The 26636-nt window shown below is 70.7% G+C and carries 29 protein-coding genes, 1 tRNA gene and 1 pseudogene; 18 read left to right on the top strand and 13 right to left on the bottom strand.

Annotation, left to right across the window (positions count from 1 at the left end; all coding sequences use genetic code 11):
• Window positions 1-226 (bottom strand): annotated as a pseudogene (locus KBY81_RS11190) (SpoIID/LytB domain-containing protein); the annotation flags it as partial.
• 114 nt (window positions 227-340) lie between these two features.
• On the opposite strand from KBY81_RS11190, the gene rnz reads away from it, so the two are divergent.
• Both rnz and psbV read left to right on the top strand, forming a co-directional pair.
• Window positions 341-1288 carry a ribonuclease Z gene (rnz, locus tag KBY81_RS11185; protein WP_106220347.1) on the top strand — a complete coding sequence of 316 codons (948 nt, stop codon included), beginning with the start codon at window positions 341-343 and terminating at the stop codon, window positions 1286-1288.
• Between the two features lie 96 nt (window positions 1289-1384).
• On the top strand, window positions 1385-1942 hold the full coding sequence (psbV, locus tag KBY81_RS11180) for a photosystem II cytochrome c-550 (RefSeq protein ID WP_106220348.1): 558 nt from the start codon (window positions 1385-1387) through the stop codon (window positions 1940-1942).
• A 67-nt stretch (window positions 1943-2009) separates the two neighbouring features.
• On the opposite strand, the gene KBY81_RS11175 is transcribed toward psbV, so the two are convergent.
• From KBY81_RS11175 to serA, 4 genes are all read right to left on the bottom strand, one after another.
• Complete coding sequence (locus KBY81_RS11175; RefSeq protein ID WP_106220501.1) at window positions 2010-2405, bottom strand: hypothetical protein; 396 nt, start codon at window positions 2403-2405, stop codon at window positions 2010-2012.
• A 78-nt stretch (window positions 2406-2483) separates the two neighbouring features.
• Window positions 2484-2783: a ferredoxin gene (locus KBY81_RS11170; protein WP_015110648.1), complete on the bottom strand. Its 300-nt coding sequence runs from the start codon at window positions 2781-2783 to the stop codon at window positions 2484-2486.
• Window positions 2784-2925: 142 nt separating this feature from the next.
• Window positions 2926-3870 (bottom strand): 50S ribosomal protein L11 methyltransferase, encoded by a 945-nt coding sequence (locus tag KBY81_RS11165; RefSeq protein WP_254976521.1) that lies wholly within the window; start codon window positions 3868-3870, stop codon window positions 2926-2928.
• Window positions 3870-5456, bottom strand: coding sequence for a phosphoglycerate dehydrogenase (gene serA / locus KBY81_RS11160; RefSeq protein WP_106220350.1), 1587 nt, complete (start codon window positions 5454-5456; stop codon window positions 3870-3872). The genes KBY81_RS11165 and serA overlap by 1 nt, the downstream gene beginning before the upstream one ends.
• A gap of 87 nt (window positions 5457-5543) precedes the next feature.
• Here serA and KBY81_RS11155 point away from each other — a divergent pair, with 87 nt between their 5' ends.
• The 5 genes from KBY81_RS11155 (at window position 5544) to KBY81_RS11135 (ending at window position 9145) form a co-directional block, all read left to right on the top strand.
• The gene (locus KBY81_RS11155) at window positions 5544-6047 is read left to right on the top strand and encodes a hypothetical protein (RefSeq protein WP_106220351.1); all 504 of its coding nucleotides are present in this window, start codon (window positions 5544-5546) and stop codon (window positions 6045-6047) included.
• Window positions 6048-6060: 13 nt separating this feature from the next.
• Window positions 6061-6834 (top strand): photosystem II S4 domain protein, encoded by a 774-nt coding sequence (locus tag KBY81_RS11150; protein ID WP_254976520.1) that lies wholly within the window; start codon window positions 6061-6063, stop codon window positions 6832-6834.
• Between the two features lie 233 nt (window positions 6835-7067).
• Window positions 7068-7139 (top strand) — tRNA-Val (locus KBY81_RS11145).
• Window positions 7140-7246: 107 nt separating this feature from the next.
• The gene (murD, locus tag KBY81_RS11140) at window positions 7247-8665 is read left to right on the top strand and encodes a UDP-N-acetylmuramoyl-L-alanine--D-glutamate ligase (protein ID WP_254976519.1); all 1419 of its coding nucleotides are present in this window, start codon (window positions 7247-7249) and stop codon (window positions 8663-8665) included.
• Between the two features lie 12 nt (window positions 8666-8677).
• Window positions 8678-9145, top strand: a complete 468-nt coding sequence (locus KBY81_RS11135) for an EVE domain-containing protein (RefSeq protein ID WP_106220354.1) — start codon at window positions 8678-8680, stop codon at window positions 9143-9145.
• A gap of 29 nt (window positions 9146-9174) precedes the next feature.
• On the opposite strand, the gene KBY81_RS11130 is transcribed toward KBY81_RS11135, so the two are convergent.
• The 3 genes from KBY81_RS11130 to KBY81_RS11120 all read right to left on the bottom strand — a co-directional run bounded on the left by KBY81_RS11130 (window position 9175) and on the right by KBY81_RS11120 (window position 10390).
• The gene (locus KBY81_RS11130; protein WP_015110655.1) at window positions 9175-9429 is read right to left on the bottom strand and encodes a DUF2811 domain-containing protein; all 255 of its coding nucleotides are present in this window, start codon (window positions 9427-9429) and stop codon (window positions 9175-9177) included.
• A gap of 294 nt (window positions 9430-9723) precedes the next feature.
• On the bottom strand, window positions 9724-10143 hold the full coding sequence (locus KBY81_RS11125; RefSeq protein ID WP_254976518.1) for a DUF1818 family protein: 420 nt from the start codon (window positions 10141-10143) through the stop codon (window positions 9724-9726).
• Between the two features lie 19 nt (window positions 10144-10162).
• Window positions 10163-10390, bottom strand: coding sequence for a DNA-directed RNA polymerase subunit omega (locus tag KBY81_RS11120; protein WP_015110657.1), 228 nt, complete (start codon window positions 10388-10390; stop codon window positions 10163-10165).
• Window positions 10391-10503: 113 nt separating this feature from the next.
• Between KBY81_RS11120 and KBY81_RS11115 the strand changes: the two genes are divergently transcribed.
• From KBY81_RS11115 to KBY81_RS11105, 3 genes are all read left to right on the top strand, one after another.
• Entirely contained in the window at window positions 10504-12057 is a 1554-nt protein-coding gene (locus KBY81_RS11115) for an Hsp70 family protein (RefSeq protein ID WP_254976517.1), read from the top strand.
• A 123-nt stretch (window positions 12058-12180) separates the two neighbouring features.
• Window positions 12181-13008, top strand: a complete 828-nt coding sequence (locus KBY81_RS11110; protein ID WP_106220356.1) for a hypothetical protein — start codon at window positions 12181-12183, stop codon at window positions 13006-13008.
• Window positions 13009-13048: 40 nt separating this feature from the next.
• Window positions 13049-13267, top strand: a complete 219-nt coding sequence (locus KBY81_RS11105; protein WP_106220503.1) for a ferredoxin-thioredoxin reductase variable chain — start codon at window positions 13049-13051, stop codon at window positions 13265-13267.
• Between the two features lie 10 nt (window positions 13268-13277).
• Here the strand turns inward: KBY81_RS11105 and pyrR are convergent, their stop codons facing one another.
• Complete coding sequence (gene pyrR / locus KBY81_RS11100; protein WP_106220357.1) at window positions 13278-13841, bottom strand: bifunctional pyr operon transcriptional regulator/uracil phosphoribosyltransferase PyrR; 564 nt, start codon at window positions 13839-13841, stop codon at window positions 13278-13280.
• A gap of 193 nt (window positions 13842-14034) precedes the next feature.
• Between pyrR and gpmI the strand changes: the two genes are divergently transcribed.
• From gpmI to msrB, 3 genes are read left to right on the top strand one after another with little or no spacing between them, the layout of a single operon-like run.
• Window positions 14035-15603 (top strand): 2,3-bisphosphoglycerate-independent phosphoglycerate mutase, encoded by a 1569-nt coding sequence (gene gpmI / locus KBY81_RS11095; protein ID WP_254976516.1) that lies wholly within the window; start codon window positions 14035-14037, stop codon window positions 15601-15603.
• A gap of 32 nt (window positions 15604-15635) precedes the next feature.
• Entirely contained in the window at window positions 15636-15866 is a 231-nt protein-coding gene (secG, locus tag KBY81_RS11090; RefSeq protein ID WP_015110663.1) for a preprotein translocase subunit SecG, read from the top strand.
• A gap of 5 nt (window positions 15867-15871) precedes the next feature.
• Entirely contained in the window at window positions 15872-16375 is a 504-nt protein-coding gene (gene msrB / locus KBY81_RS11085) for a peptide-methionine (R)-S-oxide reductase MsrB (RefSeq protein WP_254972930.1), read from the top strand.
• Here msrB and KBY81_RS11080 read toward each other — a convergent pair.
• The 3 genes from KBY81_RS11080 to groES form a co-directional block, all read right to left on the bottom strand.
• Window positions 16330-17949, bottom strand: coding sequence for a B12-binding domain-containing radical SAM protein (locus KBY81_RS11080; protein WP_254976515.1), 1620 nt, complete (start codon window positions 17947-17949; stop codon window positions 16330-16332). The genes msrB and KBY81_RS11080 overlap by 46 nt on opposite strands.
• Before the next feature lie 328 nt (window positions 17950-18277).
• On the bottom strand, window positions 18278-19915 hold the full coding sequence (gene groL, locus KBY81_RS11075) for a chaperonin GroEL (RefSeq protein WP_015110666.1): 1638 nt from the start codon (window positions 19913-19915) through the stop codon (window positions 18278-18280).
• Window positions 19916-19968: 53 nt separating this feature from the next.
• Window positions 19969-20280 (bottom strand): co-chaperone GroES, encoded by a 312-nt coding sequence (gene groES / locus KBY81_RS11070; RefSeq protein ID WP_015110667.1) that lies wholly within the window; start codon window positions 20278-20280, stop codon window positions 19969-19971.
• Between the two features lie 248 nt (window positions 20281-20528).
• Between groES and atpD the strand changes: the two genes are divergently transcribed.
• Genes atpD through KBY81_RS11055 form a run of 3 tightly spaced genes read left to right on the top strand, consistent with a single transcriptional unit; the run spans window position 20529 to window position 23551 of the window.
• Entirely contained in the window at window positions 20529-21995 is a 1467-nt protein-coding gene (atpD, locus tag KBY81_RS11065; protein WP_106220361.1) for a F0F1 ATP synthase subunit beta, read from the top strand.
• 13 nt (window positions 21996-22008) lie between these two features.
• The gene (gene atpC / locus KBY81_RS11060) at window positions 22009-22416 is read left to right on the top strand and encodes an ATP synthase F1 subunit epsilon (RefSeq protein ID WP_106220362.1); all 408 of its coding nucleotides are present in this window, start codon (window positions 22009-22011) and stop codon (window positions 22414-22416) included.
• Between the two features lie 31 nt (window positions 22417-22447).
• Window positions 22448-23551: a rhomboid family intramembrane serine protease gene (locus KBY81_RS11055; protein WP_106220363.1), complete on the top strand. Its 1104-nt coding sequence runs from the start codon at window positions 22448-22450 to the stop codon at window positions 23549-23551.
• A gap of 18 nt (window positions 23552-23569) precedes the next feature.
• On the opposite strand, the gene KBY81_RS11050 is transcribed toward KBY81_RS11055, so the two are convergent.
• On the bottom strand, window positions 23570-25912 hold the full coding sequence (locus KBY81_RS11050) for a transglycosylase domain-containing protein (protein WP_254976514.1): 2343 nt from the start codon (window positions 25910-25912) through the stop codon (window positions 23570-23572).
• Between the two features lie 59 nt (window positions 25913-25971).
• Between KBY81_RS11050 and KBY81_RS11045 the strand changes: the two genes are divergently transcribed.
• Entirely contained in the window at window positions 25972-26256 is a 285-nt protein-coding gene (locus KBY81_RS11045) for a hypothetical protein (protein ID WP_254972935.1), read from the top strand.
• Window positions 26253-26636, top strand: a 384-nt coding sequence (locus tag KBY81_RS11040) for an FHA domain-containing protein (RefSeq protein WP_254976513.1), incomplete at its 3' end; no start/stop codon positions are given. The genes KBY81_RS11045 and KBY81_RS11040, both read left to right, overlap by 4 nt.

The raw sequence follows: 26636 nt of genomic DNA, 5'->3' as shown, positions 1-26636 counted from the left end.
GCTTCAGCCGCGCCCCCGGGGCCAGCTCCGCCAGGGTGCGCCCGGTGGCGTCGCCGCGGCGCAGCACGGTGCTGCCGGCCACCAGCTCCAGGGTGGGGGCCTCCCGCAGCAGCACCCGCACCACGGGGGCCGGCGCCCGCGCCTCCGTGGGGACCGCTGCTGCGACGGCGGCGGGAAGCAGGGCCAGCGAGAGGCCGGCGCGCCATCCGAAACGGAGGAGGGTCACGAGGGTGCGCGAGCGACAACGGCTCATTCTGGACGGGTCATCCTGTTGATGCCACGGCGCCAGCCAGCGCACCGGCCGGCGGCGTGGCAGCATGCGCTCTGAGGCAGCCAGGGTGTGCAGGTCACCTTCCTGGGAACCAGCTCCGGTGTTCCCACCCGCGCCCGCAACGTCTCCGCCGTGGCCCTGCGGCTGCCGCAGCGGGCCGAGCTGTGGCTGTTCGACTGCGGCGAGGGAACCCAGCACCAGTTCCTGCGCAGCGACCTGCGGGTGTCCCAGTTGCGCCGGATCTTCGTCACCCACATGCACGGCGACCACGTCTTCGGTCTGCCGGGGCTGCTGGCCAGCCTGGGGCTGGCGGGCAGCTGCGGGGGCATCGACCTCTACGGACCGGACCCGCTGCGCGATTACCTGGAGGGCGTGATGCGCACCTCCTCGACCCGCATCGGCTATCCCCTGCGCACCCACCGGGTGAAGGAGGCCGCCGCCCGCGGCACCCTGGTGCTCGACGACGACGACATCACGGTGCGCTGCACGGCCCTCACCCACCGGGTGCCGGCCTACGCCTACCGGGTGGACCAGAAACCGCGGCCCGGCCGCTTCGACGTGGAGCGGGCCCGGGCCCTGGGCATTCCCCCCGGGCCGGTCTACGCCGAGCTCAAGGCCGGCCGCAGCGTCACCCTCGACGACGGCCGGGTGATCCGCGGCGAGGCCCTGTGCGGGCCGCCCCGGCCCGGCTGCAGCGTCGTTTACTGCACCGACACCGTGTTCAGCGAGGCGGCGGTGGCCCTGGCCCGCGGCGCCGACCTGCTGATCCACGAATCCACCTTCTCCCACGGCGAGGCGGAGCTGGCCATCGCCCGCCAGCACTCCACCAGCACGATGGCCGCCCAGACCGCCCTGGAGGCGGGGGTCAAGCAGCTGGTCCTCACCCACCTCAGCCCCCGCTACGTGGCGGGGAATCCGATGACCCCCGATGATCTGGTGGCCGAGGCCCGGGCGATCTTCCCCGAGACGCTGGTGGCGAAGGACTTCCTCAGCCTCTCGGTGGGGACGGCGGGCTGAGCCTGCAACAGTTCGCGTGATTCCGTTCCGGGGGACCCGTCGCCCGTGATACAAGGTCTCAGTTGCGGTCCGACCGCCATTCCGCCGGCTTCTCCCATGGCCCCCCTCCTTCGCTCAGCCGCCCCGCTGTCAGCCGCCCTTCGCACCGCCCGCCTTCGCAGCGCCGTCGGTGCCGTGGTCCGGACGCTGCTGATCCTTCCCCTGGCCCTGCTGGTCTGTTTCGCGGGCCCCGCGGCCGCGGCCCAGTGGAGCGCCGAGGACCTCACCGTGCCGGTCTCCCCCGACGGCACCCTGGTGACCTTCAGCGAGAAGGAGGTCAAGACCGGCCGCAAGCTCTTCAACGAAAGCTGCGGCACCTGCCATGCCGGTGGCATCACCAAGACCAACCAGAACGTGGGGCTCGATCCCGAGACCCTCGCCCTGGCCACGCCGGCCCGGGATTCGGTGGAGGCCCTGGTCGACTACATGAAGGACCCCACCTCCTACGACGGGGAGTACAGCATCGCGGACGTGCACCCCAGCCTGCGCAGCAGCGACGTGTTCGTGAAGATGCGCGATCTGGACGACGAGGACCTGCGTCTGATCGCCGGCTACATCCTGGTGGCCCCGAAGGTCCAGGGCGTCCAGTGGGGCGGCGGCAAGATCTACTTCTGATCGACCGGCCTACCGTTGCCGGCCGGCCCTGGGCCGGCCGGTTTTTTTGTGGCTGGACGCGGACGGCTCAGGGGGCCGGGGCCGGGAGAGGTGGCGGTGGGGGTGGGGCCAGGTTGCCCGCCTCCAGCGACGCGGGCAGCTTGCTGTACCACCACTCCTGCAGGGCGGGGGCCAGGCGCTGGGGGAACAGGGTGATCACGGTGCGCGTGGGGCGGGCCCCCGGCTGGAGCAGTTCCACGGCGTAGGAGGGGCAGCGGCGGGCGGCCAGGTCGGGCACGAAGCGGCGGCCGACGCGACGCCAGCTGGGTTCCTTGCTGCGCCAGGCCAGGCGGCAGCAGGGCCAGGGCAGCTCCTCCCGATCGAACAGACGGCAGCAGGGTCCCAGGACCCGGTAGCTGTACTGGCCGCCGGGGCTGGGATGTTCGCTGCCGGAGGCCAGCACGGTGTCCACCTGAAGTGCCATGAAAAAGCCACCCCTGAGGGTGGCGGAGAAGAACGCGGGGTTCAAGGGGCGATCCAACCGGACCGCCCGGCGAGGAGCTCAGTAGAGCTCTTCTTCGGTGTGGGTCTTGATGGTGCAGTCGGAGGTGGGGTAGGCGACGCAGGTGAGGACGAAGCCGGCCTCGATCTGGTCGTCGTCGAGGAAGCTCTGATCCGACTGGTCGACGGTGCCGGAGGTGAGCTTGCCGGCGCAGGTGGAGCAGGCGCCGGCGCGGCAGGAGTAGGGCAGGTCGATGCCCTGCTCTTCGGCGGCGTCGAGGATGTACTGGTCGTCAGGAACCTCGATGGTCTTGTTCAGGCCCTCGCTCTCATTGACGAGGGTGACCTTGTAGGAAGCCATGGAAGAGATTGGAGCTCACAGACACCCGGCAGCCAGGGCCTGTAGGACCCGCCCTTCCTACATCCGACAGGGGGCTTTCCCGGCGATCTTGGGCTCGCAGGCCGGGAAGCCCAATCAAAGCCAGGACACAGATCAGCGTGCCTTATGCAACATCCGATGCCGAACGGATCCGCAGCAGGCCCCAGCGGTCCTGTTCTACCCGCCCTTCCACACGCCAGCCCGCCGCCGCCAGATCCCGCTCCAGGCCTGGGGCCTGATCCACCAGCAGGCCGCTGAGCAGGCCCACGCCGCCGGGGCTCAGCAGGTGCTCGAACCAGGGAATCAGGGCCTCGATCACCGGCGCCAGGATGTTGCACAGCAGCAGATCCGCCCGACGGCCGTCCAGCAGCGCCACCAGGGCCTCGGCCGACCCGGTGGTCACCGTGAGGCCGCGGGTGCCGTCCAGGCCGTTCAGGGCCGCGTTCTGTCGGGTCGCCCGCTCCGCCAGGGGGTCGGTGTCGGCGGCGGCCACGCTCGCCGCCCCCAGCCGCAGGGCGGCCAGGCCCAGGATGCCGCTGCCGCAGCCCAGATCGGCCACCCGCAGCCCCTCCAGGCCCGCCCCCAGCCCCGCCTGCTCCCGCTCACCGGCGAGGCCCTCCAGGCCCTCCAGGCAGAGGCGGGTGGTGGGGTGGCTGCCGGTGCCGAAGGCGCTGCCCGGATCGATGCGGATCACCAGCCGCCAGGCCTGCTCGGGCGGCACCTCCAGCCAGGCCGGCAGCACCAGCAGCCGCTCCCCCACCGGATCGGGCCGCCAGTGGCTCTTCCAGCTCAGGCTCCAGTCCTCATCGGCCTGGCGCTTCCATTGGATCGGCGGCAGCGGCAGGTCAAAGGGTTCCCCCAGCGGGGCCAGGGCCCTCTCCAGCTCCTGGCGCTGGTCGGCGGGCCAGTCGCTCTCCGGCAGCCAGGCCAGTAGCTGACGCTGCTGCGGCGCCTCTGGGGGGTGCTGGAGCGCCACCCGCGTCACCCCCAGGAGCGGCAGCTTCCAGAGCAGGGACTCCTCCAGTTCGGCCGGGGCGGCCATCTCCAGCCGCCACCAGACCAGGCCCATCAGAGGGTGACCGGGTGGGCGGCCTGGATGCCGTTGATGCCGTGGATCACCGCCAGCAGGCTGGGGGGGATCGGATCGTCGAGGCTCAGCACCATCACAGCGTCGCCCCGGACGATGCGGCGGCCCACCTGCATCGAGGCGATGTTGACGTTGTGCTCGCCCAGCAGGGAGCCCAGCTGGCCGATGATGCCGGGCATGTCCCGGTGGCGGGTGAAGAGCATGTGACGGCTGGGGGTCACGTTCACTGGGAATTCGTCGATGGTGGTGATGCGCAGTTCGCCGTCGGTGAACACCGCCCCGGTGACACTGTGATTACCCCGGGGGCTGCGGGAGCTGAGCTGCAGCGACCCGCCGGCGAAGTCGCGGCTGGCGTCGTCCTTCACCTCAAGCACGTGGATGCCGCGCTCCTTGGCCTCCAGGGTGGCGTTGACGTAGTTGATGCTGTCGCCCAGGGCGGCCGAGAGGATGCCCTTGAGGGCCGCCACCACCAGGGGCTGGGCGGGGTGGGAGGCGAATTCACCCTGCAGCCGCACCTCCAGCTCGCTGATCTGGCCGCCGGCCAGCTGGCTGAGCAGCAGGCCCAGGGTTTCCGCCAGCTGCAGATGGGGCTTGAGCAGCTCCATCACCTCGGGGGTCAGGCCGGGGATGTTGACGGCGCTGCGGGCCGGAAGACCCAGGAGCACATCCCGGATCTGCTCGGCCACGTCGATGGCCACGTTCTCCTGGGCCTCCTCGGTGGAGGCGCCCAGGTGAGGGGTGAGGATCAGCCGTTCCTTGACCAGCCGCAGGGGGGAATCGGCCGCCAGCGGCTCCTTGGCGTAGACGTCGAGGGCAGCGCCGGCGATGACGCGGTTCTCGACCGCATCGGCCAGGGCCTGCTCGTCGATGATGCCGCCGCGGGCGCAGTTCACCAGGCGGGCGGTGGGCTTCATCGTGGCCAGCAGCGCCGCGTTGACCAGGTTCTCGGTGTCCGGGGTGCGGGGCAGGTGCAGGCTGACGTAGTCGGCTTCGGCGAACAGCTGGGGCAGGGGCAGCAGCCGCACCTGCAGCAGCTGGGCGCGCTCGGCGGAGATGAACGGGTCGTAGGCGGCCACGTCCATGCCCAGGGCCCGGGCGACGCGGGCCACATGGGAGCCGATCTTGCCGAGGCCCACCACGCCGAGGGTCTTCTTGTAGAGCTCGTTGCCCACGTAGGTCTTGCGGTCCCAGCCGCCGGCGATGGTGCTGGCGTGGGCGTGGGGCACGTGCCGCGACAGGGAGAGCATCAGCGCCAGGGCGTGCTCGGCGGCGGCGATCGTGTTGCCCTCCGGGGAATTGACGACGATCACGCCGCGGCGGGTGGCGGCGGGCACATCGACGTTGTCGACGCCCACACCGGCCCGGCCGATGATGCGCAGACGGCTTGCCGCCTCGATCACCTCGGCGGTCACCTGGGTGCCGGAGCGGATCATCAGCCCCTCGTAGTCACCGATGCACCCCACCAGCTGCTCCGGGCTCAGACCCGTGCGCACGTCCACCTGGGCGACCTGGGAGAGGATGTCGATCCCCGCCTGGTCGATGGGATCGGAGACCAGAACCTTCGTCATGTCCGGCAGCGGTGGGGAGGGCGGGGGGTGCGCCCCCAGGGGGGCAGGCCGGAGGTGCAGTGTAGAGAGCGGTGCGGAGAGGAGCCCATGTCCCTGAGTGTGGTGGTCGTGCTGGACGACCGTGACCGCCTGCATGCGTTGCGGGATCGCTTGCTGGCGCTGCAACCGGCCCCGACCCGCGTGCTGGCGATCGGCAGCGGTGAGGCGACCATGTCGGAGGTTGAGCGGCTGGATCCGGCCACGGCCCGGCGGCGGCGGCAACAGTCGATGGTCCGCTGGCTGCTGCCCTTCGGGTTCCTGGCCGGGCTCACCTTCACCCAGATCACGGATCTGCACACCTTCAGCTTCGCCGGGGTCTACGGCGAGCCCCTGATCGGCGGCCTGCTGGGCATGGGCTCCGGCTGGATGGGCAGCTTCGCCGCCGCCGCCAGCGTCAGTTCGGAGGAGGACGACCGCATCCGCATCCTGCGCAACCGGCTCGATGAGGGCTGCTGGCTGCTGCTGCTGGAGGCCCCCGTCGGCCGGGAGATCCCCTGGACCACCATCCAGCTGGCGCGACCGACGGCGGTCGTGCGGCTGGACGACACCTGAAGCCGGAGGGCCCATGCTTCCACGACGGGACCTGCTGGAGGGGAGTCGCCACCCGGAGGAGCTCGGGGCGCTCTTCACCCTGGCGGAGGCGGCCCTGCGCACCTGGGAGCCCCAGGTCAGCGGCTTTCTCGAGGCGGCGGTGCGGGAGGAGGCCGAGGACCGGCTTGGTGCCCTCAGCGAGCTGAGCCTCGCCAGTGACGGCGGCCACCCCGGCGCCGAGCGCCGCTGCCTGCTGCTGGCACGGTCGGGACAGGAGCCGGCGGCCCCCGCCCTGCTGGGGCTGGAGATCAGCGGCAACTTCCTGTTCGATCCCGCCTCGGCGGCCGACATGGCCGCGGGACTGGCCGCTTCCGGCGCCGGGGCCGCGGAGCTGGGTGACCTGTGGCTGCGGGGCGATCGGGGCGGCCAGGCGATCGTCAGCGAGGCCCTGGCCCGGCGGCTGGACGGCACCGAGGGCCTGGTGCGCACGGTGCCGGTGCGGTTCGAGGCCCGGCCCATCGAGGCGCTGCAGCTGCCGGCCCGCCGGTTGCCCCGCCAGCTCACGACGGTGGAGGCCTCCCTGCGGCTGGATGCCCTGGCGTCGGCCGGTTTCGGGCTGTCCCGCAACCGCATGGCCACCCTGATCCGGCAGGGGGCCGTCCGCCTCGACTGGAAGCTGGTCAGCAGCCCCAGCCAGCCCCTGGCGGTGGGGGCGCGGGTCCAGCTGGAGGGGCGGGGGGAGCTGGAGGTGCTGGCGATCGAACCCACCAAGCGGGAGCGCTTCCGGATCCGGCTGGAGCGCCATTGAGGGCCGGCCGGCGCAAGTTGACAGGAGGGAAGGCCGGCGAGTAGGAAAACCCTGGGTGAAAACCGGATCCTGATCGTCCTCCCGTTACAGTTCGCCTGTGACAGTCCGGCATCAGGTGAAGTTTTTGTCCCGGGGATGACCAGCCATCTCGATCACCTGGGATGGTCAGGGTCATGAACCGGAATTGATTCGAAAGGATCTGAATTCGGTGCCACTTCGGTGATTCCGAGCTCGGGCGATTAGCTCAGAGGTAGAGCACTACCTTGACACGGTAGGAGTCACTGGTTCGATTCCAGTATCGCCCATAGATTGCGTCCATTGAAGATTGCTGAGGTCCTGCATCTGAATCCGGTTGGGTGCAGTGATCTCTTCACTGCTACCCTCACCCGATCCCGAACATGAGCCTGCCAGCGTGAGTCCCGCCGAGGCCGTTGCCCCTCCCTCCTGCACGGTGGTGGTGGGTCTGGGCCGGTCCGGTCTGGGGGCCGCCCGTCTGCTGCAGGCCCGTGGCGAGACGGTTGTGGTGATCGAAAGCGCTGACACGCCGGAGCACCGGGCCCTGGCGGATCAGCTGGAGAGCGAGGCCCTCGCGGTGCGGCTCGGCGTGCCCCTGAGCCTCGAGGCGTTCCAGGACCTGCCGCTGCCGCCGGCGGCCGTGGTGGTCAGCCCGGGCATCCCCTGGAACCACCCGGTGCTGGAAGCGCTCCGCACCCGGGGGGTGCAGGTGCAGGGGGAGATCGTGCCCGCCTGGCAGGCCAGCCGCGACGTGCCCTGGATCGGCATCACCGGCACCAACGGCAAGACCACCGTCACCTGCCTGGTGCAGCACCTGCTGCAGCAGGCCGGCCGGGACGCGCCCCTCTGCGGCAACGTCGGCATCTCCGCCGCCGAGGTGGTGCTGCAGCGGCGTCTGGAGCAGGGGCCCCGCCCGGACTGGCTGGTGGTGGAGCTGAGCAGTTACCAGATCGAGGCCGCCCCCGCCGTGGCGCCGGCGATCGGCGTCTGGACCACCCTCACCCCCGACCACCTGGAGCGCCACGGCACCCTGGCCGCCTACCGGGCCATCAAGCGGAGTCTGCTGGAGCGCTCCCGCGTCCGCATCCTCAACGCCGACGATCCCGACCTGCGCCACCACGCCGACAGCTGGGACCAGGCCGAGTGGATCACCGCCGGCCCCCGGGAGGCCCTGCCGGCGGGGCTTGATCCGGTGCTCTGGATCGACGGGGACGATCAGGTGCGGGGCCGCCAGGGCCCCCTGTTCCCGGCCTCCGCCCTGGCCATGCCCGGTGCCCACAACCGCCAGAACCTGCTGCTGGCCGTGGCGGTCGGGCTCCACGCCGGGCTGGAGCCGGCGGTGATGGAGGCCGCCTGCCGCTGTTTCCCCGGTGTCCCCCACCGGCTCGAACGCCTCCGCAGCCTCAAGGGCATCACCTGGTTCAACGACAGCAAGGCCACCAACTACGACGCCGCCGAGGTGGCCTTGCGGGCCCTGGAGGGTCCTTTGGTGGTGCTGGCCGGTGGCCAGTCGAAGCAGGGGGAGGCCGGGGCCTGGCTGGAGCAGCTGCGGCAGCGGGCCGCGGCGGTGGTGCTCTACGGAGCGGCGCGGCAGGAGTTCGCCGGCCTGCTGGAGTCCAGTGGCTACGGCGGCGTGGTGAAGCTGGAGCAGGACCTGGAGGGTGCGGTGGCCCTTGCCGCGACGCTGGCCCCCGCCCTCGGCTGCCGGGGGGTGCTGCTCTCCCCGGCCTGTGCCAGCTTCGACCAGTACACCAGTTTCGAGGCCCGCGGCGACCACTTCCGCCGGCTGGTGCTGGCCCTCGACACCGACAGCTGAGGCGGACGCTCCATGGCCTGGTGGTTGATGAAGAGCGAGCCGGATGTCTACGGCATCCACCACCTGCAGGCGGAGGGCAGCACCCTCTGGGACGGCATCCGCAACTACCAGGCCCGCAACTTCATGCGCGCCATGCAGATCGGTGATCGCGCCTTCTTCTACCACTCCAACACCAGCCCCCCCGGCATCGTCGGCCTGATGGAGGTGATCGAGACGGGGCTGGTGGATCCCAGCCAGTTCGATGCCGCCTCCAAGTACTTCGACCCGGCCTCTAAGCCGGAGGCTCCGCGCTGGGACTGCGTCCGCCTCGCCTACCGCGCCACCTTTCCGGCGATGCTGAGCCTGGACGCCCTGCGGGAGCAGTTCAGTGTCGAGGACCTGGCGGTGGTGCGCCGGGGCAATCGCCTCTCGATCCTGCCGGTGAGCGACGCCAGTGCCGCCCGACTGTTCCGCCTGCTGGGGGTGGAGCCGGACGCCTGAGACCTGGACCTCCTGACGCGGGCCCGGCCTCAGGCCGCCGGCGCCGAGAAGGCCTGGTGGCCGGGAAACAGGTTGGCCAGGTAGCAGCGGGTCACCCCGCGGTTTCGGATCCCGTTCTGCACGAGAAACCCCGCCAGGGCAGCCTGGAACAGCCGGTACTGGTCCCAGTTGGGGTGCTGCTCGATGAACTCCCGCATGGCCTCCAGCAGCGGCGCGGGCACCTCCGCCCGCAGGCTCACCAGAGACTCGGCCCCATCCAGTGGCAGTGTTCTCGGGCGGGGCATCGCGGATGGCGGGCAGGGCGTGAGCCAGTTCTCCACACCCGAGGGGCCACGTCAAACGCCGCCGGCGGCGGCCCGGCGCCCCCCGTCCCAGCCTGAGACACCAGCCACCGCAGGGGCTTCGGGGCGTCCCCGGGGCCACTCCGGCCGCTCAGGAATGGTTGCCTTCCCCTGTCAAGCGGCGGCGGCGCCGCCAGCCGCTTCTCCCCATCCGGGGCCGCTGGCCAGCGGCGACCGCCGCCGGCCTGGGGAGAAACGGTGCAAAACCGGGGGGGCGGCTGGGGAATCCGCCAACGATCAACAATCCTGATCCCCGCCCCCTGGCTCAGCGGGTCTCAGGCGCTCCAGCGCGGTGCTGAACGCCTCGCTGGCGGCGGCCCCCCAGCCCCCTTCGATGCCCCGGCCTCCCGGGCCGGGCGTGAGCACCAGCTGCAGCGTCCACCGGTGCCGGTCGCCGTCCAGGCCCAGCCACAGGCATCCGGCGTCACCGGCATCCCCGATCGGCAGCTCCACCTCCATGGCCACGGCCTCTTCGGCCATCAGGACATCGGCCATGGCCCGGTGCTGGGCGGTGAGCTGGGCGGCGGCCAGCTGCAGGGCGCGCAGTTCGGCGGCGGTCAGTTCACTGGCCCAGCCGTCGCCCCCGATCAGGGCGATGAAGGGAGCGCGGGCAGGATCCACCACCAGCCGCCAGCCCTGGCCCTCGCAGACTTCCACGGCGGCGTGGCGCGGACCCTCAGCCGGGCAGCAGGTCGGGTTGGTCCTGCTCGTCGCTGAGTTCGATGATGGCCCGCTGGACCGGCTTGATCATCGAGTCGTCGAGCAGGCCGTCGAAATCATCGAAGCGACGCTGCTTGGCCCGGAAAGCGATGCGAACGGTGGTCAGGTAACGGTTGGAGGAGTGACGGATCAGGCTCTCCCCCCGCTGGGCCAGTTCCTTGGCGTTGAGTTCGCTGCTCGGCATGCGGGCCTGATCATCAGTCTCAACACCCTAGATCAGCCCATCGGCCCGCCCCTTCCTGCCGGCACCGGCCTAGAAGGGGAGCCACCCATTGAGCCATGAGCGGAACCCTCACCATGAGCGGAACCCTCGCCATCGACCTGGGCAGCAGCACCACCGTGGTGGCCTGGCAGGACCGCCAGGGCCCCCCCGGCCTGCTGCCCCTGCCGCCCTACAGCTGTGGTGACCCCTGTGTGGTGCCCAGCCTGCTGTGGCTGGAGGCTCCCGACGCCGAACGGCCCCTGATCGGCCGGCAGGTGCTTGAGGCGGCCCTGGCCGATGGCGACCACCCCGGCCTGTGCCGGGACTTCAAGCGCCGGATCGGTGGGCCGGCGTCCGCCCCGCAGCCGGGCTGGCTCAGTGCCGAGCGGGCCGGTTCCCTGCTGCTCGAGGGCCTGTGGCGGGCCCTGCCGGCGGGGCTGGTGCCGGAGCGGCTGGTGCTCACCGCCCCGATCGAGACCTACCGCGGCTACCGGGCCTGGCTGGAGCGGGCCAGCCGCGACCTGGCGGTGCCCGAGCTGGCGCTGGTGGACGAGCCCACCGCCGCCGCCATCGGCGCCGGCCTGCCCCCCGGCAGCCGGGTGCTGGTGGTGGACATGGGCGGCGGCACGATCGATCTCTCCCTGGTGGCCCTGGAGGGCGGCGAGGGGCGGGCGGCGCCGATCGCCCAGCTGCTGCGCTTCGCCGGCCGGGACCTGACCCGCAGCGGCCAGAGCCTGCGCTGCGCCCGGGTGATCGGCAAGGCGGGGGTGGCCCTGGGAGGGCGGGACATCGATCGCTGGATCGCGGCCCACCTCTGCCCGGAGGGGCCCGTCGACGGCGCCCTGCTCCAGCTCGCCGAACGGATCAAGTGCCAGCTCAGCGAGGCCCCCGAAGCCCGGCAGATCCAGCCGGCAACCGGGTCCTTCCGCGAGCTCACCCTGACCCGGCCCGTCTTCGAGCGGCTGCTGGAGGAACGCGGGCTGCCGCAGCTCCTGGACGGTCTGCTGGAGGCGGTCCTGGCGGCGGCCCGCCGGGAGGGGCTGGGGCTGGGGGACATCGACGCCGTGCTGCCGGTGGGGGGCAGCAGCAGGATTCCCTTGATCCGTCGTTGGCTCGAGCTCCGCTGCCCCGGCGTGCCCCTGCGGGGCGAGCGGCCGGTGGAGGCCGTGGCGCTGGGGGCCCTGGCCCTCACCCCCGGGGTCCGTGTCCGGGACGTGCTGGCCCGTGGCGTCTCCCTGCGCTGCTGGGACCGGCGCAGCGGGGCCCACCGCTGGCATCCCCTGTTCGTGGCCGGCCAGAGCTGGCCCACGGAGCAGCCCCTGGAGCTGGTGCTGGCCTGCAGCCAGGACGGCCAGGAGGAGCTGGAGCTGGTGCTGGGGGAGCCCCTGCCGGAGGAGCGGGCCGAAGTGGTCTTCGAGGCGGGGCTGCCGGTGCTGCGTGAGCGGCCGGCGGGGGCGGCCCCGGTGCGGCCCTGGTCAGCGCCGCCACTCACCATCCCCCTGCCCTCCCCGGGTCAGCGCGGCGTCGACCGGCTGCGGCTGCGCTTCTCCATCGATGCCCAGGCCCGGCTCCTGGTGGCGTGGGACGACCTGGAGGCCGCCGCCGACGGCGGCCGGAGCGAGCCGTGCCCCCTGGGTCCGGTGCGCTGAGCGCCCCGGGGACCGGGCCGTTGGCCGCCGACGGGGGTGGACGCCGACCAGGCTGCCCCCGCGACCGGGCGCCGGTCGCCGCCGTTGCATACAACGGTGGAGAACCGCGCTGTTTCTCCCCCCTTGGCCCTCCGCCGGCACAGACTCCCGCGCTTCTGGCTGGCCATCACCCTGGGTTCGGTCGCCGCCGCCATCGGCCTGGGTTACTGGTGGGAGCGCCAGTTGCCCGTGCGCCTGGAGCAGGCGTCCACCAGCGGCCGCCTCGATGACTGCCTCCGCTACAGCGAGCAGCTGGCGGCCCTCAGCTGGCTGCCCGGCCGCACGCCCTTCGATCGGGGCCGCTGCCTGCGGGCCAAGGCCGACCAGCTCTGGGGGCAGGAGGAGTGGGGCGAGGCCCTGCGGCTGCAGCGCCAGGTGATCAATTCCCGGGCCGGCACCCCCTCCGACCGCGAGAGGCTGGCGCGCTGGCAGCGCCAGCTGCGGACCCTGGCCCGCACCCGCTTCCAGGCCGGGGATCTGCAGGGTGCTCTGGCGGCCCTTGCCCCCCTGGGGGAGGAGCGCAAGGACGACGGCAGCGCCATGGGCGACGACCTGCAGGCCATCTGGAACCGCAACCGCTCCCAGCTGGAGCGGGCGACGCTGCTGGTGAAGCAGAAGCGCTGGTGGGAGGCCCTCGACAGCCTCAACCGCATCGACCATCCCTGGTGGCGCCAGCAGAGTGAGCCCCTGCGGCAGGAGGTCAAGAAGGGCCTCGACCAGCTCCAGGGCAAGGACCGGGAGCACGACAGCCACGGTTCCCTGCCCCACACGGTGTCCGGGGAGAAGCTGGATGGCCTGGTGCAGCGCCGCATCGCCGCCGGCATGGACGAGTGGCAGGCCTTCCAGGAGGCCTGCAAGGAGCTGGGCGGACGGGTGGTGGAGGCCGGGCCGGAGAGCGCCTGCCAGCGCTGAGCCCCATGACAGGATGGCCGCGCAGAGCGTCCCGGTGGACATGCAGCCAGGTGATCAGGTCAGGGTGTGCCGCAGTGTGGTCGTCTACAACCACCCCCAGCATCGGGGTGAAGCCTTTGATATGGAAGGGCAGCAGGGCGAGGTGTTCAACGTGCTGAACGACTGGAAGGGTCGCCCCATCAGCCCGACCCTGCCCGTGGTGGTGGCCTTCGGCAAGTTCCGGGCCCATTTCCGCGAGGACGAGCTCGCCACCGTCTGAGAACGCCTCCTCAGTCGCGCAGCAGGTAGACCCCCTCCTCGCCATCGATGGCCTGGAGGCACAGCTGGATCGTCTCGTGGCGGGCGGTGGGCACCACCCGGCCGCAGAAGTCCGGTTGAATCGGCAGTTCCCGGTGCCCCCGGTCGACCATCACCAGCAGCCCCACGCGGCGGGGACGGCCCCAGCCCTGCAGGGCCTCCAGGGCGGCCCGCACCGTGCGGCCGGTGAAGATGACGTCATCGACGAGCACCACCTGGCGCCCGTCCACCGGCACCGGCAGCTGGGTGGCCTCCACCAGGCGGGTGCCCACCCGCTCCAGGTCGTCGCGGTGGAAGGTGGGGTCGAGGCTGCCGTGGGCGATGGGATGGCCGCAGATCGCCTCCAGCCGCCCGGCCAGCACCCGGGCCAGGGCCACACCGCGGGTGGGGATGCCCAGCAGCACGAGGTCCTGGCTGTCGGCCACCGCCTCCAGCACCTGGGAGGCGAGCCTGTCGAGGGTGCGTCCCAGGTCCTGGGCGGAGAGCAGCTCCAGCCGGTCGGAGGAACCCGATGATGCGACCTGAGGTCTGGCCACAAAGCGTATGGCGTGTAACCAAAGCCTGACGCATCCACGCCGGAAGAAGGTGATCTTGAAGGGGGGCTGTAGGTTGGCGTGGCGTTGAAACGTGCAGATTTTCTCGCTGGTGAAAGCAGCTCCCTCCCAGAAGCAGTCCGCTGGCGGCACCGGCGAACGCGTCCCCTGCGAGACGGCTGCCCCCGTCGCCCCCATGGTTCTGGCCATCCTTGATGGCTGGGGATACAGCCCGGAGGCCGATCACAACGCCGTGAGGAAAGCGGACACCCCGGTGATGGATGCCCTCTGGCATGCCTATCCCCACACCCTGATCGAAGCCAGCGGCGCCGCCGTGGGCCTGCCGGATCACCAGATGGGCAATTCGGAGGTGGGACACCTCACCATCGGCTCCGGTCGGATCATCCGCCAGGAGCTGGTGCGGATCGGCCAGGCGGTGCGCAGCGGCTCGATCGCCGGCAACCAGGCCCTCAACGATCTGGGTGACACCCTGCTGGCCAGCGGCCGCCCCCTGCACCTGATCGGCCTCTGCTCCGATGGCGGCGTCCACAGCCATGTCGACCACCTGGGCGGTCTGCTGCGCTGGGCCGCCGGCCGCGGCCTCACCGATGTGCTGATCCATGTGGTCACCGATGGCCGCGACTCGGCCCCCCACGGGGGCCCGGGTTACCTGGCCCGGATCCAGGCGATGATCGACGAGGCCGGTGTGGGCCGCATCGCCACCCTCTGCGGCCGTTACTGGGCCATGGACCGCGACCAGCGATGGGAGCGGACCCAGAAGGCCTATCGCCTGCTGACCGAGCCATCCGAGATCTGCCCCTTCACGCCGGAGGAGGTGCTGCAGGGCTCCTATGCGGCGGGCATCACCGATGAATTCCTCGAGCCGGTGCGCCTCAGCGAGGGGCTGCTGGAGTGCGGTGATGGCCTGGTCTGCTTCAACTTCCGCCCCGACCGGGTGCGCCAGATCATCCGTGCCCTGGTCCTGCCGGAGTTCGACGGCTTCCCGCGGGAGTGGCTTGGCCCCCTCCATGTGGTCACTTTCACCCAGTACGAGCAGGGCCTGCCCGTGCGGGTGGCCTTCCCGCCCGAATCCCTCGACGGCCTTCTCGGCCAGGTGGTTTCCGAGCACGGCCTGCGCCAGTTCCGCACCGCCGAGACCGAGAAGTACCCGCACGTCACGTACTTCATGAACGGCGGCATCGAGCAGGCCTTTCCCGGTGAAGACCGCCACCTGGTGCCCTCCCCCCGGGTCGCCACCTATGACCAGGCGCCGGCGATGTCGGCGGAGAAGCTCACCGACAGCTGCATCGCCGCCATCGGCAAGGGGATCTACTCCCTGGTGGTGATCAACTACGCCAACCCCGACATGGTGGGCCACACCGGCCAGATGGAGGCCGCCACCGAAGCCATCGCCACGGTCGACCGCTGCGTGGGCCGGCTCGTGGAGGCCACCACCCGCATGGGCGGCAGCCTGCTGATCACCGCCGACCATGGCAACGCCGAGGTGATGCAGGGCCCCGATGGCCTCCCCTGGACCGCCCACACCACCAACCCGGTGCCGGTGATCCTGGTGGAGGGGGAGAAGCGCAAGCTGCCGGGCCATGGCAACGACGTCACCCTGCGGGAGCATGGCGGCCTGGCCGACATTGCCCCGACCCTGCTGGAGATCCTGGGCCTGCCCAAGCCCGCCCGCATGACCGGCACCTCCCTGGTGGTGCCCGCCTCCGTGCCCGCCGCCCGCATCCCCCAGACCCTCGGCGCCTGAGGCTGCAGGCCCGCGGCGGCTAAGCTGGATCAATGGTCAAGAACATCGTTTCATCGCTCTGGATGCTCAGCGGCGCCCTGCTGATCGTCAGCGTGCTGCTCCACAGCCCCAAGGGGGATGGCATGGGGGGCCTGGCCTCCAGTGGCGGCTCGATGTTCAGCAGCGCCCGCAGCGCCGAGAACACCCTCAACCGCATCACCTGGACCCTGCTCTCCCTGTTTCTGGGGCTGGCCGTGGTGCTGAGCGCCGGCTGGCTGGGCTGAACCGGATGGACCGCCGCAACTTTCTCTCCAGCCTGCTGGCCCGGGTGGGGGCCCCCCTGGCGGGACTGCTGCCTTTCCTGCCCGCCGACCGGGCTCTGGCTGCCGCCAAGGCCACCGATCCGGCCTGGCAGCTGAGCCCGGCGCAATGGCGGAAACGCCTGAGTCCGGCGGCCTATGCGGTGCTCCGCGATGAGGGCACCGAGCGCCCCTTCAGCAGTCCGCTCAACAACGAAAAGCGCAGCGGCACCTACGTGTGTGCCGGCTGCCGCCTGCCCCTGTTCTCCTCCAAGGCCAAGTTCGACTCCGGCACCGGCTGGCCCAGCTTCTGGCAACCCCTGCCCAACGCGGTGGCCACGAAAACCGACTTCAAGCTGATCCTGCCGCGTACCGAATACCACTGCCGCCGCTGTGGCGGCCACCAAGGCCACGTGTTCAACGACGGCCCCAAACCCACCGGCAAACGTTACTGCAACAACGGCGTGGCCCTGGCCTTTGTGCCAGGCGGCTGAACCGCCTGCGGCGGCGGGGGCGTTGTGGGCGGCATGGCGAGTGGATCGTGGCCCAGCTGGGCGCCGATGCGCTCCCGGGCCAGCTGGCGGTACTCGAAGACGTGTTCGCCGGCCGCGCAGAGGCCCAGATAAAGGGCCAGCAGGCGGGGCTGCCGCTGCGCCATCTGCCCCAGCTGCCTCCAGAACTGGCCCCGGAGTTCCGGGCGGCGCAGGCCCTGGTGCCAGACCAGCAGGGCCAGAAGCCTGACGGCCCGGGCCGGCGGCACGTGCATCTGCTGAGCGCAGTGGGGATTGGGGGTGATGGCGAGACAGTGGCGCAGGCAGCGCTCCAGATAGGTGGCGGGCTCGTACATCCGCCAGAGGGCCCGCACGTACTCGTGGCCGATGTCCCAGGCCGGGCGGGAGGGCACGAAGTTCATCAGGGTGTTCTGGTCGCCGCAGCCGCCATCGGCACCCGGCAGCAGTCGTCCCTCCTGCTCCAGCCGGGTCCAGAGCGCCGTGTTCGGCAGGGCCTGGAGAATCCCCAGCATCGGCTGGGGAATGGCCGTCTCGGCGACGAACGCCTCGATGCGCTGCCCCGCGCCAGAGCGTTCCCCGTCGAAGCCGAGGATGAACCCGGCGTAGATAACCAGTCCCGCCGCACTGATCGTCCGGCAGGCTTCGGCGAGGGGATGGCGGGTGTTCTGCCGCTTGCGGGTGAGCTCCAGACTGTCCTGGTCGGGGGTCTCGATGCCCAGGAAGACCCCGAAGAAGCCGGCCCGGGCCATCAGATCGAGCAGCTCGGGCTGCTCGGCCAGATTCACCGAGGCTTCGGTCAGGAAGTTGAAGGGGTAGCGATGCTCCCGCATCCAGGGAATCAGATCGTTCAGCAGACGCTTGACGTTGTGTTGATTGCCGATGAAGTTGTCATCCACCATGAAGATGGATCCCCGCCAGCCCAGGTCGTAGAGGATTTTCAGTTCCCCCAGGATCTGGTGGTTCTCCTTGGTCCGCGGCTTGCGGCCGTAGAGGTTGATGATGTCGCAGAACTCGCAGTTGAACGGACAGCCGCGGGAGAACTGCACCGCCATCATCAGATAGGCGTCGCGTTGCAGCAGGTCGTAGCGGGGCCTGGGGCTGAGGCTGACATCCGGCTTCTCCAGGGCACGGAACACCCCGCAGGGTTCACCTCGCTCGAGGGCCGCCAGGAAGGCGGGAACGGTGATCTCCCCCTCATCCAGGATCAGATAGTGGGCTCCTGATTGCAGCGCATGCTCCGGCAGGGAGGTGGGATAGGGGCCGCCGACCGCCACTTTTTTACCCATCGCCACCGCCAGGCGGATCAGATGGTGAAAGTCCTCGCGCTGCACCAGCATCGCCGAGACGATCACGAGGTCGCACCAGTGCCAGTCGTCCTCCGTCTCCTCGGCCACGTTCCTGTCGTGGAAGCGCAGATGCCAGTGCGGCGGCAGCAGGGAGGCCACCGTGAGGATCCCCAGTGGCGGGATGAAGGCCTTCACGCCGGCCATCTCCAGGAACCGGTCGAACGACCAGAAGGTTTTCGGGAAGTGGGGATAGAGGAGAAGGGCGTTCATCACAGCAGCGGCGGGATGGCGATGGCCCGGCCGCAGGTGCCGGTCTGGTCCTTCCCTTCGAACGTAGGCAGCTGGAGAGGAATCACGCTGCCGCCACACATTTCTTGCTTCCATTCACCCGCCGGTCGCTGGAGTGGAAGCGGGCCTCACTGGCGGCTTTGGCTGATGCGAATCTGCGCCGTCATTGCTGCAAGTTCACGGCGATCTTTCGGCTCCTCGGGACTTTGATCAGCTCTGCGATGGACGCGAAGGCACAAAAAAGCGCCCCCGCAGGGGCGCTTGGAACTGAAAGCGAAGGAGTGGAGATCCGACGCTGACCGCAGGGCGATCAGTAGTCGAAGTCGCCGCCCATGCCGCCGCCGCCACCGGCGGGAGCAGCTTCCTTCTTCTCGGGCAGGTCGGCCACGATGCACTCGGTGGTGAGCACCATGCCGGCGATCGAGGCGGCGTTCTGCAGGCCGGAGCGGGTCACCTTGGCGGGATCGACGATGCCGGCGGCCAGCATGTCGACGTACTCGCCGGTGGCGGCGTTGTAGCCCTCGTTGAAGGGCTTGTTGCGCACGTGCTCGGCGACGACGGCGCCGTTGACACCGGCGTTCTCAGCGATCCGCTTGAGCGGGGCGGTGAGGGACGAGGCCACGATGGTGGCGCCGATCAGCTCCTCGCCGGAGAGGTTGGCGGCCGCCCACTCCTCGAGGGCCGGGGCCAGGTGGGCCAGGGTGGTGCCACCGCCGGGGACGATGCCTTCCTCAACGGCCGCCTTGGTGGCGTTGATGGCATCTTCCAGGCGCAGCTTCTTGTCCTTCATCTCGGTCTCGGTGGCAGCGCCCACCTTGACCACGGCCACACCGCCGCTCAGCTTGGCCAGACGCTCCTGCAGCTTCTCCTTGTCGTAGGAGGAGTCGGTTTCGTCCATCTGCTTGCGGATCTGCTCGCAGCGGGCCTTGACCGCCGCCTCGTTGCCTTCGGCGACGATGGTGGTGGTGTCCTTGTTGATGGTGATGCGACGGGCGGTGCCCAGCATCTCCAGCTTGGTGTTCTCCAGCTTGAGGCCGGCGTCCTCGGTGATCAGCTGACCGTTGGTGAGAACGGCGATGTCCTCGAGCATGGCCTTGCGGCGGTCACCGAAGCCGGGAGCCTTGACGGCGGCGACGTTCAGGACGCCACGCAGACGGTTCACCACCAGGGTGGCGAGGGCTTCCTTCTCGATGTCCTCGGCGATGATCAGCAGGGGCTTGCCGGTGCGGGCGATCTGCTCGAGCACGGGCACCAGGTCCTGGACGAGACCGATCTTCTTGTCGGTCAGCAGGATGTAGGGCTCGTCGAGCACCGCTTCCATCCGCTCGGTGTCGGTGGCGAAGTAGGGCGAGATGTAGCCCTTGTCGAAGCGCATGCCTTCGGTGACCTCCAGTTCGGTGGTCATCGACTTGCCTTCCTCGAGGGAGATCACACCCTCCTTGCCCACCTTGTCCATGGCGTCCGCGATCATGCGGCCCACCTCTTCGTCGTTGCCGGCGGAGATGGTGCCCACCTGGGCGATGGCGTTGGAGTCGGAGATCGGCTTGGCGTGCTCCTCGATCTTGCCGACGAGGAACTCGGTGGCCTTGTCGATGCCCTTCTTGAGGGTGATGGCGTTGGCGCCGGCGGCCACGTTGCGCAGACCCGCCTTGACCATGGCGTGGGCCAGGACGGTGGCGGTGGTGGTGCCGTCACCGGCGGCGTCGTTGGTTTTGCTGGCGGCCTGACGGATCAGGGCCACACCGGTGTTCTCGATGTGGTCCTCCAGTTCGATCTCCTTGGCGATCGTGACGCCGTCGTTGATGATCTGGGGAGCGCCGAATTTCTTCTCCAGCACCACGTTGCGGCCCTTGGGGCCGAGGGTGACGGCGACGGCTTCGGCAAGGATGTCGATGCCGCGTTCGAGCGCCCGGCGGGCTTGCTCGTTATAGATGATGCGCTTGGCCATGGAAGAAAAAAGATTGCTTGGTTGAAGGTGATGCCGACGGAAACGCCGTCAGATCAGTTGACGACGGCCAGGATGTCCTTCTCGGACAGAAGCACGTACTCGTCGGTGCCGAGCTTGATGTCGGTGCCGGCGTACTTGCTGTAGAGCACCTTGTCGCCGACGCCCACTTCAGGAGCCTGACGGGAGCCGTCGTCGTTGCGCTTGCCGGGGCCGATCTGGACCACTTCACCCACCTGGGGCTTTTCCTTGGCGGTGTCGGGCAGAAGGATGCCACCGGCGGTTTTCTCCTCCGATTCGGACACCTTGATGAAAACGCGATCTCCGAGGGGTTTGACCGTGGAGACGCTGAGGGAAACGGCAGCCATGAAATGACGCGAAGAATGGTTGCGAAGACAGCGACGAGGGATCGGCCGGGGCCGGAGCGTCGCTGGGGTGGGGCGAGTTAGCACTCGCGCCCTTCGACTGCCAACCTAGGTGGCGCCCCGGCTCTGACGCCATCCCCGGGCTGTGCGGGTGACCGAACCGCAGACCGTCAGGCCCCCTGCGGTGGTAAGGTTGCGCCGCTTCAGACGGGTGCAGGATCCCGCTGGCACCCCTCCTTCCTTCCTTACCTATGGCTGCTGCCGCTCCCGCCGTCCCTGGTACCAAAGGCACCGTGCGCCAGGTGATCGGCCCGGTCCTCGACGTGGAATTTCCTGCGGGCAAGCTGCCCAAGATCTTCAACGCCCTCCGTATCGAGGGCACCAACTCCGCCGGCCAGCAGGTGGCCCTCACCGCCGAAGTGCAGCAGCTGCTGGGCGACCACCGGGTCCGCGCCGTGGCCATGAGCAGCACCGACGGCCTGGTGCGCGGCATGAGCGCCCTCGACACCGGCGCCCCCATCTCCGTCCCCGTGGGTGAGGCCACCCTGGGCCGCATCTTCAACGTCCTCGGTGAGCCCGTCGACGAGCAGGGTCCGGTCACCAGCACCATGACCGCCCCGATCCACCGCCAGGCTCCCAAGCTCACCGAGCTGGAGACCAAGCCCCGGGTCTTCGAGACTGGCATCAAGGTGATCGATCTGCTGGCCCCCTACCGCCAGGGCGGCAAGGTGGGCCTGTTCGGTGGCGCCGGCGTCGGCAAGACCGTGCTGATCCAGGAGCTGATCAACAACATCGCCAAGGAGCACGGCGGCGTCTCCGTGTTCGGCGGCGTGGGTGAGCGCACCCGTGAGGGCAACGACCTCTACGAGGAGTTCAAGGAGTCGGGCGTGATCAACGCCGACGACCTCTCCAAGTCGAAGGTGGCCCTCTGCTACGGCCAGATGAACGAGCCCCCCGGCGCCCGCATGCGGGTGGGCCTGTCAGCGCTCACGATGGCCGAGCACTTCCGCGACGTGAACAAGCAGGACGTGCTGCTGTTCATCGACAACATCTTCCGCTTCGTCCAGGCCGGCTCCGAGGTGAGCGCCCTGCTGGGCCGCATGCCGTCGGCCGTGGGCTACCAGCCCACCCTCGGCACCGATGTGGGTGAGCTGCAGGAGCGCATCACCTCCACCCTGGAGGGTTCGATCACTTCGATCCAGGCCGTCTACGTCCCCGCCGACGACCTCACCGACCCGGCGCCCGCCACCACCTTCGCCCACCTCGACGCCACCACCGTGCTGAGCCGCGGCCTGGCCTCCAAGGGCATCTACCCGGCGGTCGATCCCCTCGATTCCACCAGCACCATGCTCCAGCCCGCCGTCGTGGGCGACGAGCACTACCGCACCGCCCGGGCTGTGCAGTCCACCCTGCAGCGCTACAAGGAGCTGCAGGACATCATCGCGATCCTGGGTCTGGACGAACTCTCCGAGGACGACCGCCGCACGGTGGACCGGGCCCGCAAGATCGAGAAGTTCCTCTCCCAGCCGTTCTTCGTGGCCGAGATCTTCACCGGCCAGTCCGGTGAGTACGTGAAGCTCGAAGACACCATCAAGGGCTTCAACATGATCCTGGCCGGTGAACTCGACGACCTGCCGGAAGCCGCCTTCTACCTGGTGGGCAACATCGATCAGGTGAAGGCCAAGGCCGCCAAGATCCTCGCCGACGCCAAGTCCTGATCCGGGAAACCCCATGACCCTCACCCTGCGTGTCCTCGCCCCCGATCAGAGCGTCTTCGACGGCACCGCCGACGAAGTGATCCTCCCCGGCACCACCGGCCAGCTCGGCATCCTCACCGGCCACGTCTCCATGCTCACCGCCCTCGACAGCGGCGTGCTGCGGGTGCGGGAGGGTGCCAACTGGCAGTCGATCGCCCTGATGGGGGGCTTCGCCGAGGTGGTGGCCAATGAGGTCACCGTGCTCGTCAACGGCGCCGAGCTGGGCAGCAGCATCAATGCCGCCGCCGCCCAGACCGATTTCGAGGCGGCCCAGCAGGCCGCGGCGGCGCTGGAAGGCTCCGATCCCAGCCCCGAGAAGGTGAAGGCCCAGCAGGCCCTGGCCCGCGCCCGCGCCCGTCTCCAGGCCAGCAAGGGCGCCTGATCGCGCCCCTGCGGACCGGGACGCCGCGGCCATGGGCAAGGGTCGGGAGCTGGGTCTGCAGCTGCGGGAGTGGATCGCCACCGGTTCCGTCAGCCTGGACAACCCCCAGGCCCTGGCCAACCGACTGATCGACGCCCTCGGGGCGGAGGAGGCCTTGCGTGGTCCCGTGCGGGACCTTGCCACCCAGCCCCTGCTGCAGCGGGTGCTGCAGCTCCAGGGTGGACCCCAGCGCAGCGCCGTCGCCGCCCTCAGCAGCCATCTGGCCGGGATCTATGCGCCTGGTGTGCTGGCCGAACTGCTCGACCTGCTCGAAGCCTGCTCCGGCGTGGCCCCCTCCAGGCCCGGCTCCGCTGCGGCTGGCACCGGTTCCCCGGCCGCCGCCATTCCCCTCCCCCTGGGCCGGCTGGAGGCCCTGCGCCCCCTCGGCCCGGGGCTGGCCCTGGCCGCCGCCTCGGCCCCGGTGCTGTTCTGGGCCGGCGGCGAGCTGGAGACGTGGTTCTTCGATCCCTGGGGCTGGGGCAGCGGCCCGGTGCTGGTGGTGGCCCTGGCCCTGATCCAGGCCCTGGCCCTGGGCCCCCTCAAGGGCCTGCGCCGCCGCTGGCCCCTGACCCTCGAGGCCACCGGGGACCCCCACCGCGCCTGGTGCTGGATCACGGCCCCCTGGATCCACGCCGCCAACGGCGAGGCCCTGCTCAACCTGGGGATGCTGGTGATCGTGCTGGGCGGCACGCCGCTGCCGCTCTCCTCCCTGCTGCTGCGCTTCGCGCTCACCGCCCTGGCCACCACGGCGCCGGCGGTGCTGGTGGCCCGCCGGGCCCGGGTGCTGCGGCAGTGGGACGGCGCCTCCGGGCCCATCGCCGCCCTCATCGCCCTGGCCTGCAGCCTCAGCCTGCTGCACTGGAAGGTGCATCCCTTCCCGGTCGGTGAGGTCGACTTTCCGGCCTGGGTGCTGCTGGTGGTGTACGGGGCCCTGCAGCTGGGCTGGCAGCTGCCCCGCCGCGATCCCCAGGACACCAGCACCCCCCTCGCCCGGCTCCTGAGCAGCCCCTGGTGCTGGGGGACCCTGGCCGGCATCGCCTGGGCGCTGGTCACCCGTGCCCAGGAACTGGGCCGGGGCCTGGGCTGGCTCGGCTGAGGGCCTGCTCGGCTTCCCTCAGCCCGCCAGGGCGCGCATGTACCGCCCCCAGAGCTCGGCCACCAGGGCGCCGGAGGCGGCCTCGGCGGGGCGGTTGTCGTCGTTGCCCATCCAGATGCCGGTGAGGATGCGGCTGGAGGGGGAGTAGCCCACGAACAGCACATCGACGCCGTTGTCGGTGGTGCCGGTCTTGCCGCGGGCATCGGCCACCACTCCGGCGGCGCGGCCGGTGCCGCCGCTCACCACCCCCCGCAGCAGGGCATCCATCTCGGCGGCCAGCGCCGGGTCGATCAGCTGCTGGGGCTTCTCGCCGATTGGCGTGGTGACGCCGGCGGCCGGACAGCTGGCCAGGGAGCGCACCGAGCCGCAGATGCCCAGGTCGTAGATGCGCGTCACCCCGTGCAGGGGCACCGAGCGGCCGCCGTTGGCCACCACGGCGTAGGCCCGGGCCAGCTCGTAGAGGAAGGTCTCCTTGCCGCCCAGCACCATCGAGAAGCTCTCCTCCATCGGCGTGCTGATGCCGAGCTGGCGCGCCTTGGCCACCACCTTGTTCAGGCCGGCCTGCTGGGCCAGCCGCAGGGCCACCACGTTCTCGGAGCTGGCAAAGCCCGCCGTCACGCTGGTGCTGCCACCCCCGCTCCGGCAGCCGGCCACGTAGGAGAGGGGGGCGCAGGAGACGGCATCGCCGGGCTTCGCCCCGGCCTCCAGGGCCGCGAGGAAGGCGAACAGCTTGAAGGTGGATCCGGGCTGACGCAGGGCCTGCACCCGATCGAAGCTTGAGCGGCTGTAGTCGCCGCCGCCGACGTAGGCCAGGATCGCGCCGGTGGCGTAGTCGATCGAAATCAGGGCGCCCTGGGTGAGCCCGGCCCTCGCCCCCGGCCCCTCGAGGAACGCCTTCAGCTGTTTCTGGGCGATGGCCTGCAGGCGCGGATCGATGCTGCTGATCACCGCGTAGTTGCCCCGGGCCTCCGGACTGCTGAGGTCGAGGGCGAAGCGCCGACCCTCCAGCTCGCCGATCACGTAGTCGCTGAAGAAGGGGTAGCTGGAATAGGTGGATGCGCGGCAGGCGGAGGGGTCGATGTTGAGCGGCCGGCGGCGGGCGTCGATCAACGCCTGGTCGGAGAGGTAGCCCTCGGCGTGCATCCGCCCGAGCACCAGGTCGCGGCGTTCGCGGCCCCAGGTGGGGTTCTCCCGGTTGCAGGGGCTGTAGCTGTTGGGGCTCGGCAGCAGGCCCACCAGGAAGGCCGATTCCGCCACGTCGAGGGCGCTGGCCGACTTGCGGAAATACAGCTGGGCCGCCTGCTCGAAGCCCTCCGCCCCCAGCCCCAGGTAGGCCCGGTCGAGGTACATCTTGAGGATGCGGTTCTTGCTGAACCCCGCCTCCAGCTGCCAGGCCACCCACAGCTCCCGCAGCTTGCGGGCCACCGACACGTCGGTGCCCACCGCCGGGTAGACCATGCGGGCCACCTGCTGGGTGAGGCCGCTGCCGCCGCCGGTGCCCTGCACCAGGGAGCGCAGGGTGCCGAACAGGTCGATGCCGCTGTTCCAGCCGAAGCGCGAATCCTCCGAGGCGATCAGGGCCTGGCGCAGGTGCAGGGGGTAGTCGGCCAGGGTCGGCAGGGCCGTCGAGGAGCCCTCGGCCGCATCGATCTGGCGGCCGTCGGTGGAGAACACCTTCACCGGTCCGCTCACCGAGCGGATCGAGGAGCCGCCGGCGACGGTGGTGGCCAGCAGCAGGCCCCCCAGGGCGACGCCCGAGCCCACCAGGGCGCCGATGGCACCCCAGTGCACCCATTGCCCCAGGGGGCTGCGGGGATGGCGGTACACCAGGGTGGGCGCCTCGCCCTTGAGCGGCGAGCCGAGCTGGAGCCGGTCCCCGTCCCGCAGGCGGATGGTGCGGATGCGGCGGTCCCGGTGGAACAGGCCATTGGCGGAGCCGAAGTCCTCGCCCACATAGTCCCGGTCACCGGGCCTCTCCTGCTCGACGATGGCGTGCACCCGGCTGACGCCCGTGGCGTCGGCCTGCAGCTCGCAGAGGGGATCCCGGCCGATGCGGTAGCGGCCCCCCTCCAGCGCCAGCCGCTGGCGGCACTGGCCGCCGATCCAGAGTTCCAGCCAGGCGTCGTGGTGCCTCAGCCCCCCCAGGGCTGCCGCCAGGTCCCGGCGGCGGCCGCCCGCCGAGGGGGCTCTCAGGGCCCGCCAGAGGCCGGCCCAGCCGGCGGGTCCGGCCGGTGCGCCGGGGGATTGGGAGGCCGGTGAGGCCTCAGCAGAGGTGGCAGGGGCGGTGCTGGCTGCGGTGCTGGATGCGGTGCTGGCTGGGGTACTGGCGCCAGCCGACGCCTGCTCCGTCGTCCCCCCCATCCCCGGCCCGTCCGCCTTGCTCCCATACGCTACCCGCAGCGATCGGAGCGGCCGGCCAGGTGGAGCAACGGCGGGATCCATGGGCACCCTTCCGCATCTGGACCGCCCTGACCATCGGGGTGTACGCGGTGCGGGCCAGCTTCGCTGCCACCTGGGTGGGGGCGATCCCTGGCTGGGTGCTGCTGCTCCTGCTGCTGGTGGCCCTGGCCCTGGCCACCTGGGCGCTCCTCTTCCCCGGGCGGATCGTCCCCTTCCGGGAGGGGGAACCGGTGGGCTGGTGGGGTCGGTTCCTGGCCGATCGCCGTCTCGGCCGCCGCGGCGGTGCGCTGGACGATCCGCCATGAGCGCCCTGCCCCGCCTGGTGCTGCGGGACGATCCCGGCCGGAGCGTGCCGCTGGATCCCCGCACGCCCCTCTCCATCGGCCGCGATCCGGCCTGTGGCCTCTGCCTGGCCGAGGCCCGGGGCGTTTCCCGCCACCATGCCGTGGTGCGGATGTCCCGCACCCGGCCGGGCCAGTGGCTCCTCTGCGACACGGGCAGCGCCAACGGCACCTATCTCGAGGGGGCCCGACTCAAGGACTGCCGCCCCCTCTCCGACGGCGATGAGATCCGCCTCGGCCTGAACGGGCCGGTGCTCCAGTTCCGCGCCAGCGGCAGCCCGCCCCCCAGCGCCCCCCCCGCCGCCACGGCCGCCGCCACCCGCGGCCGACGGGCACCGCCGCCG

This window comes from Cyanobium sp. Lug-B (assembly GCF_024345635.1).
GTDB classification, from domain to species: domain Bacteria; phylum Cyanobacteriota; class Cyanobacteriia; order PCC-6307; family Cyanobiaceae; genus Cyanobium; species Cyanobium minutissimum.
The sequence above is the reverse complement of the archived record's forward strand: the minus strand, read 5'-3'. Positions and strand labels throughout refer to the sequence as shown.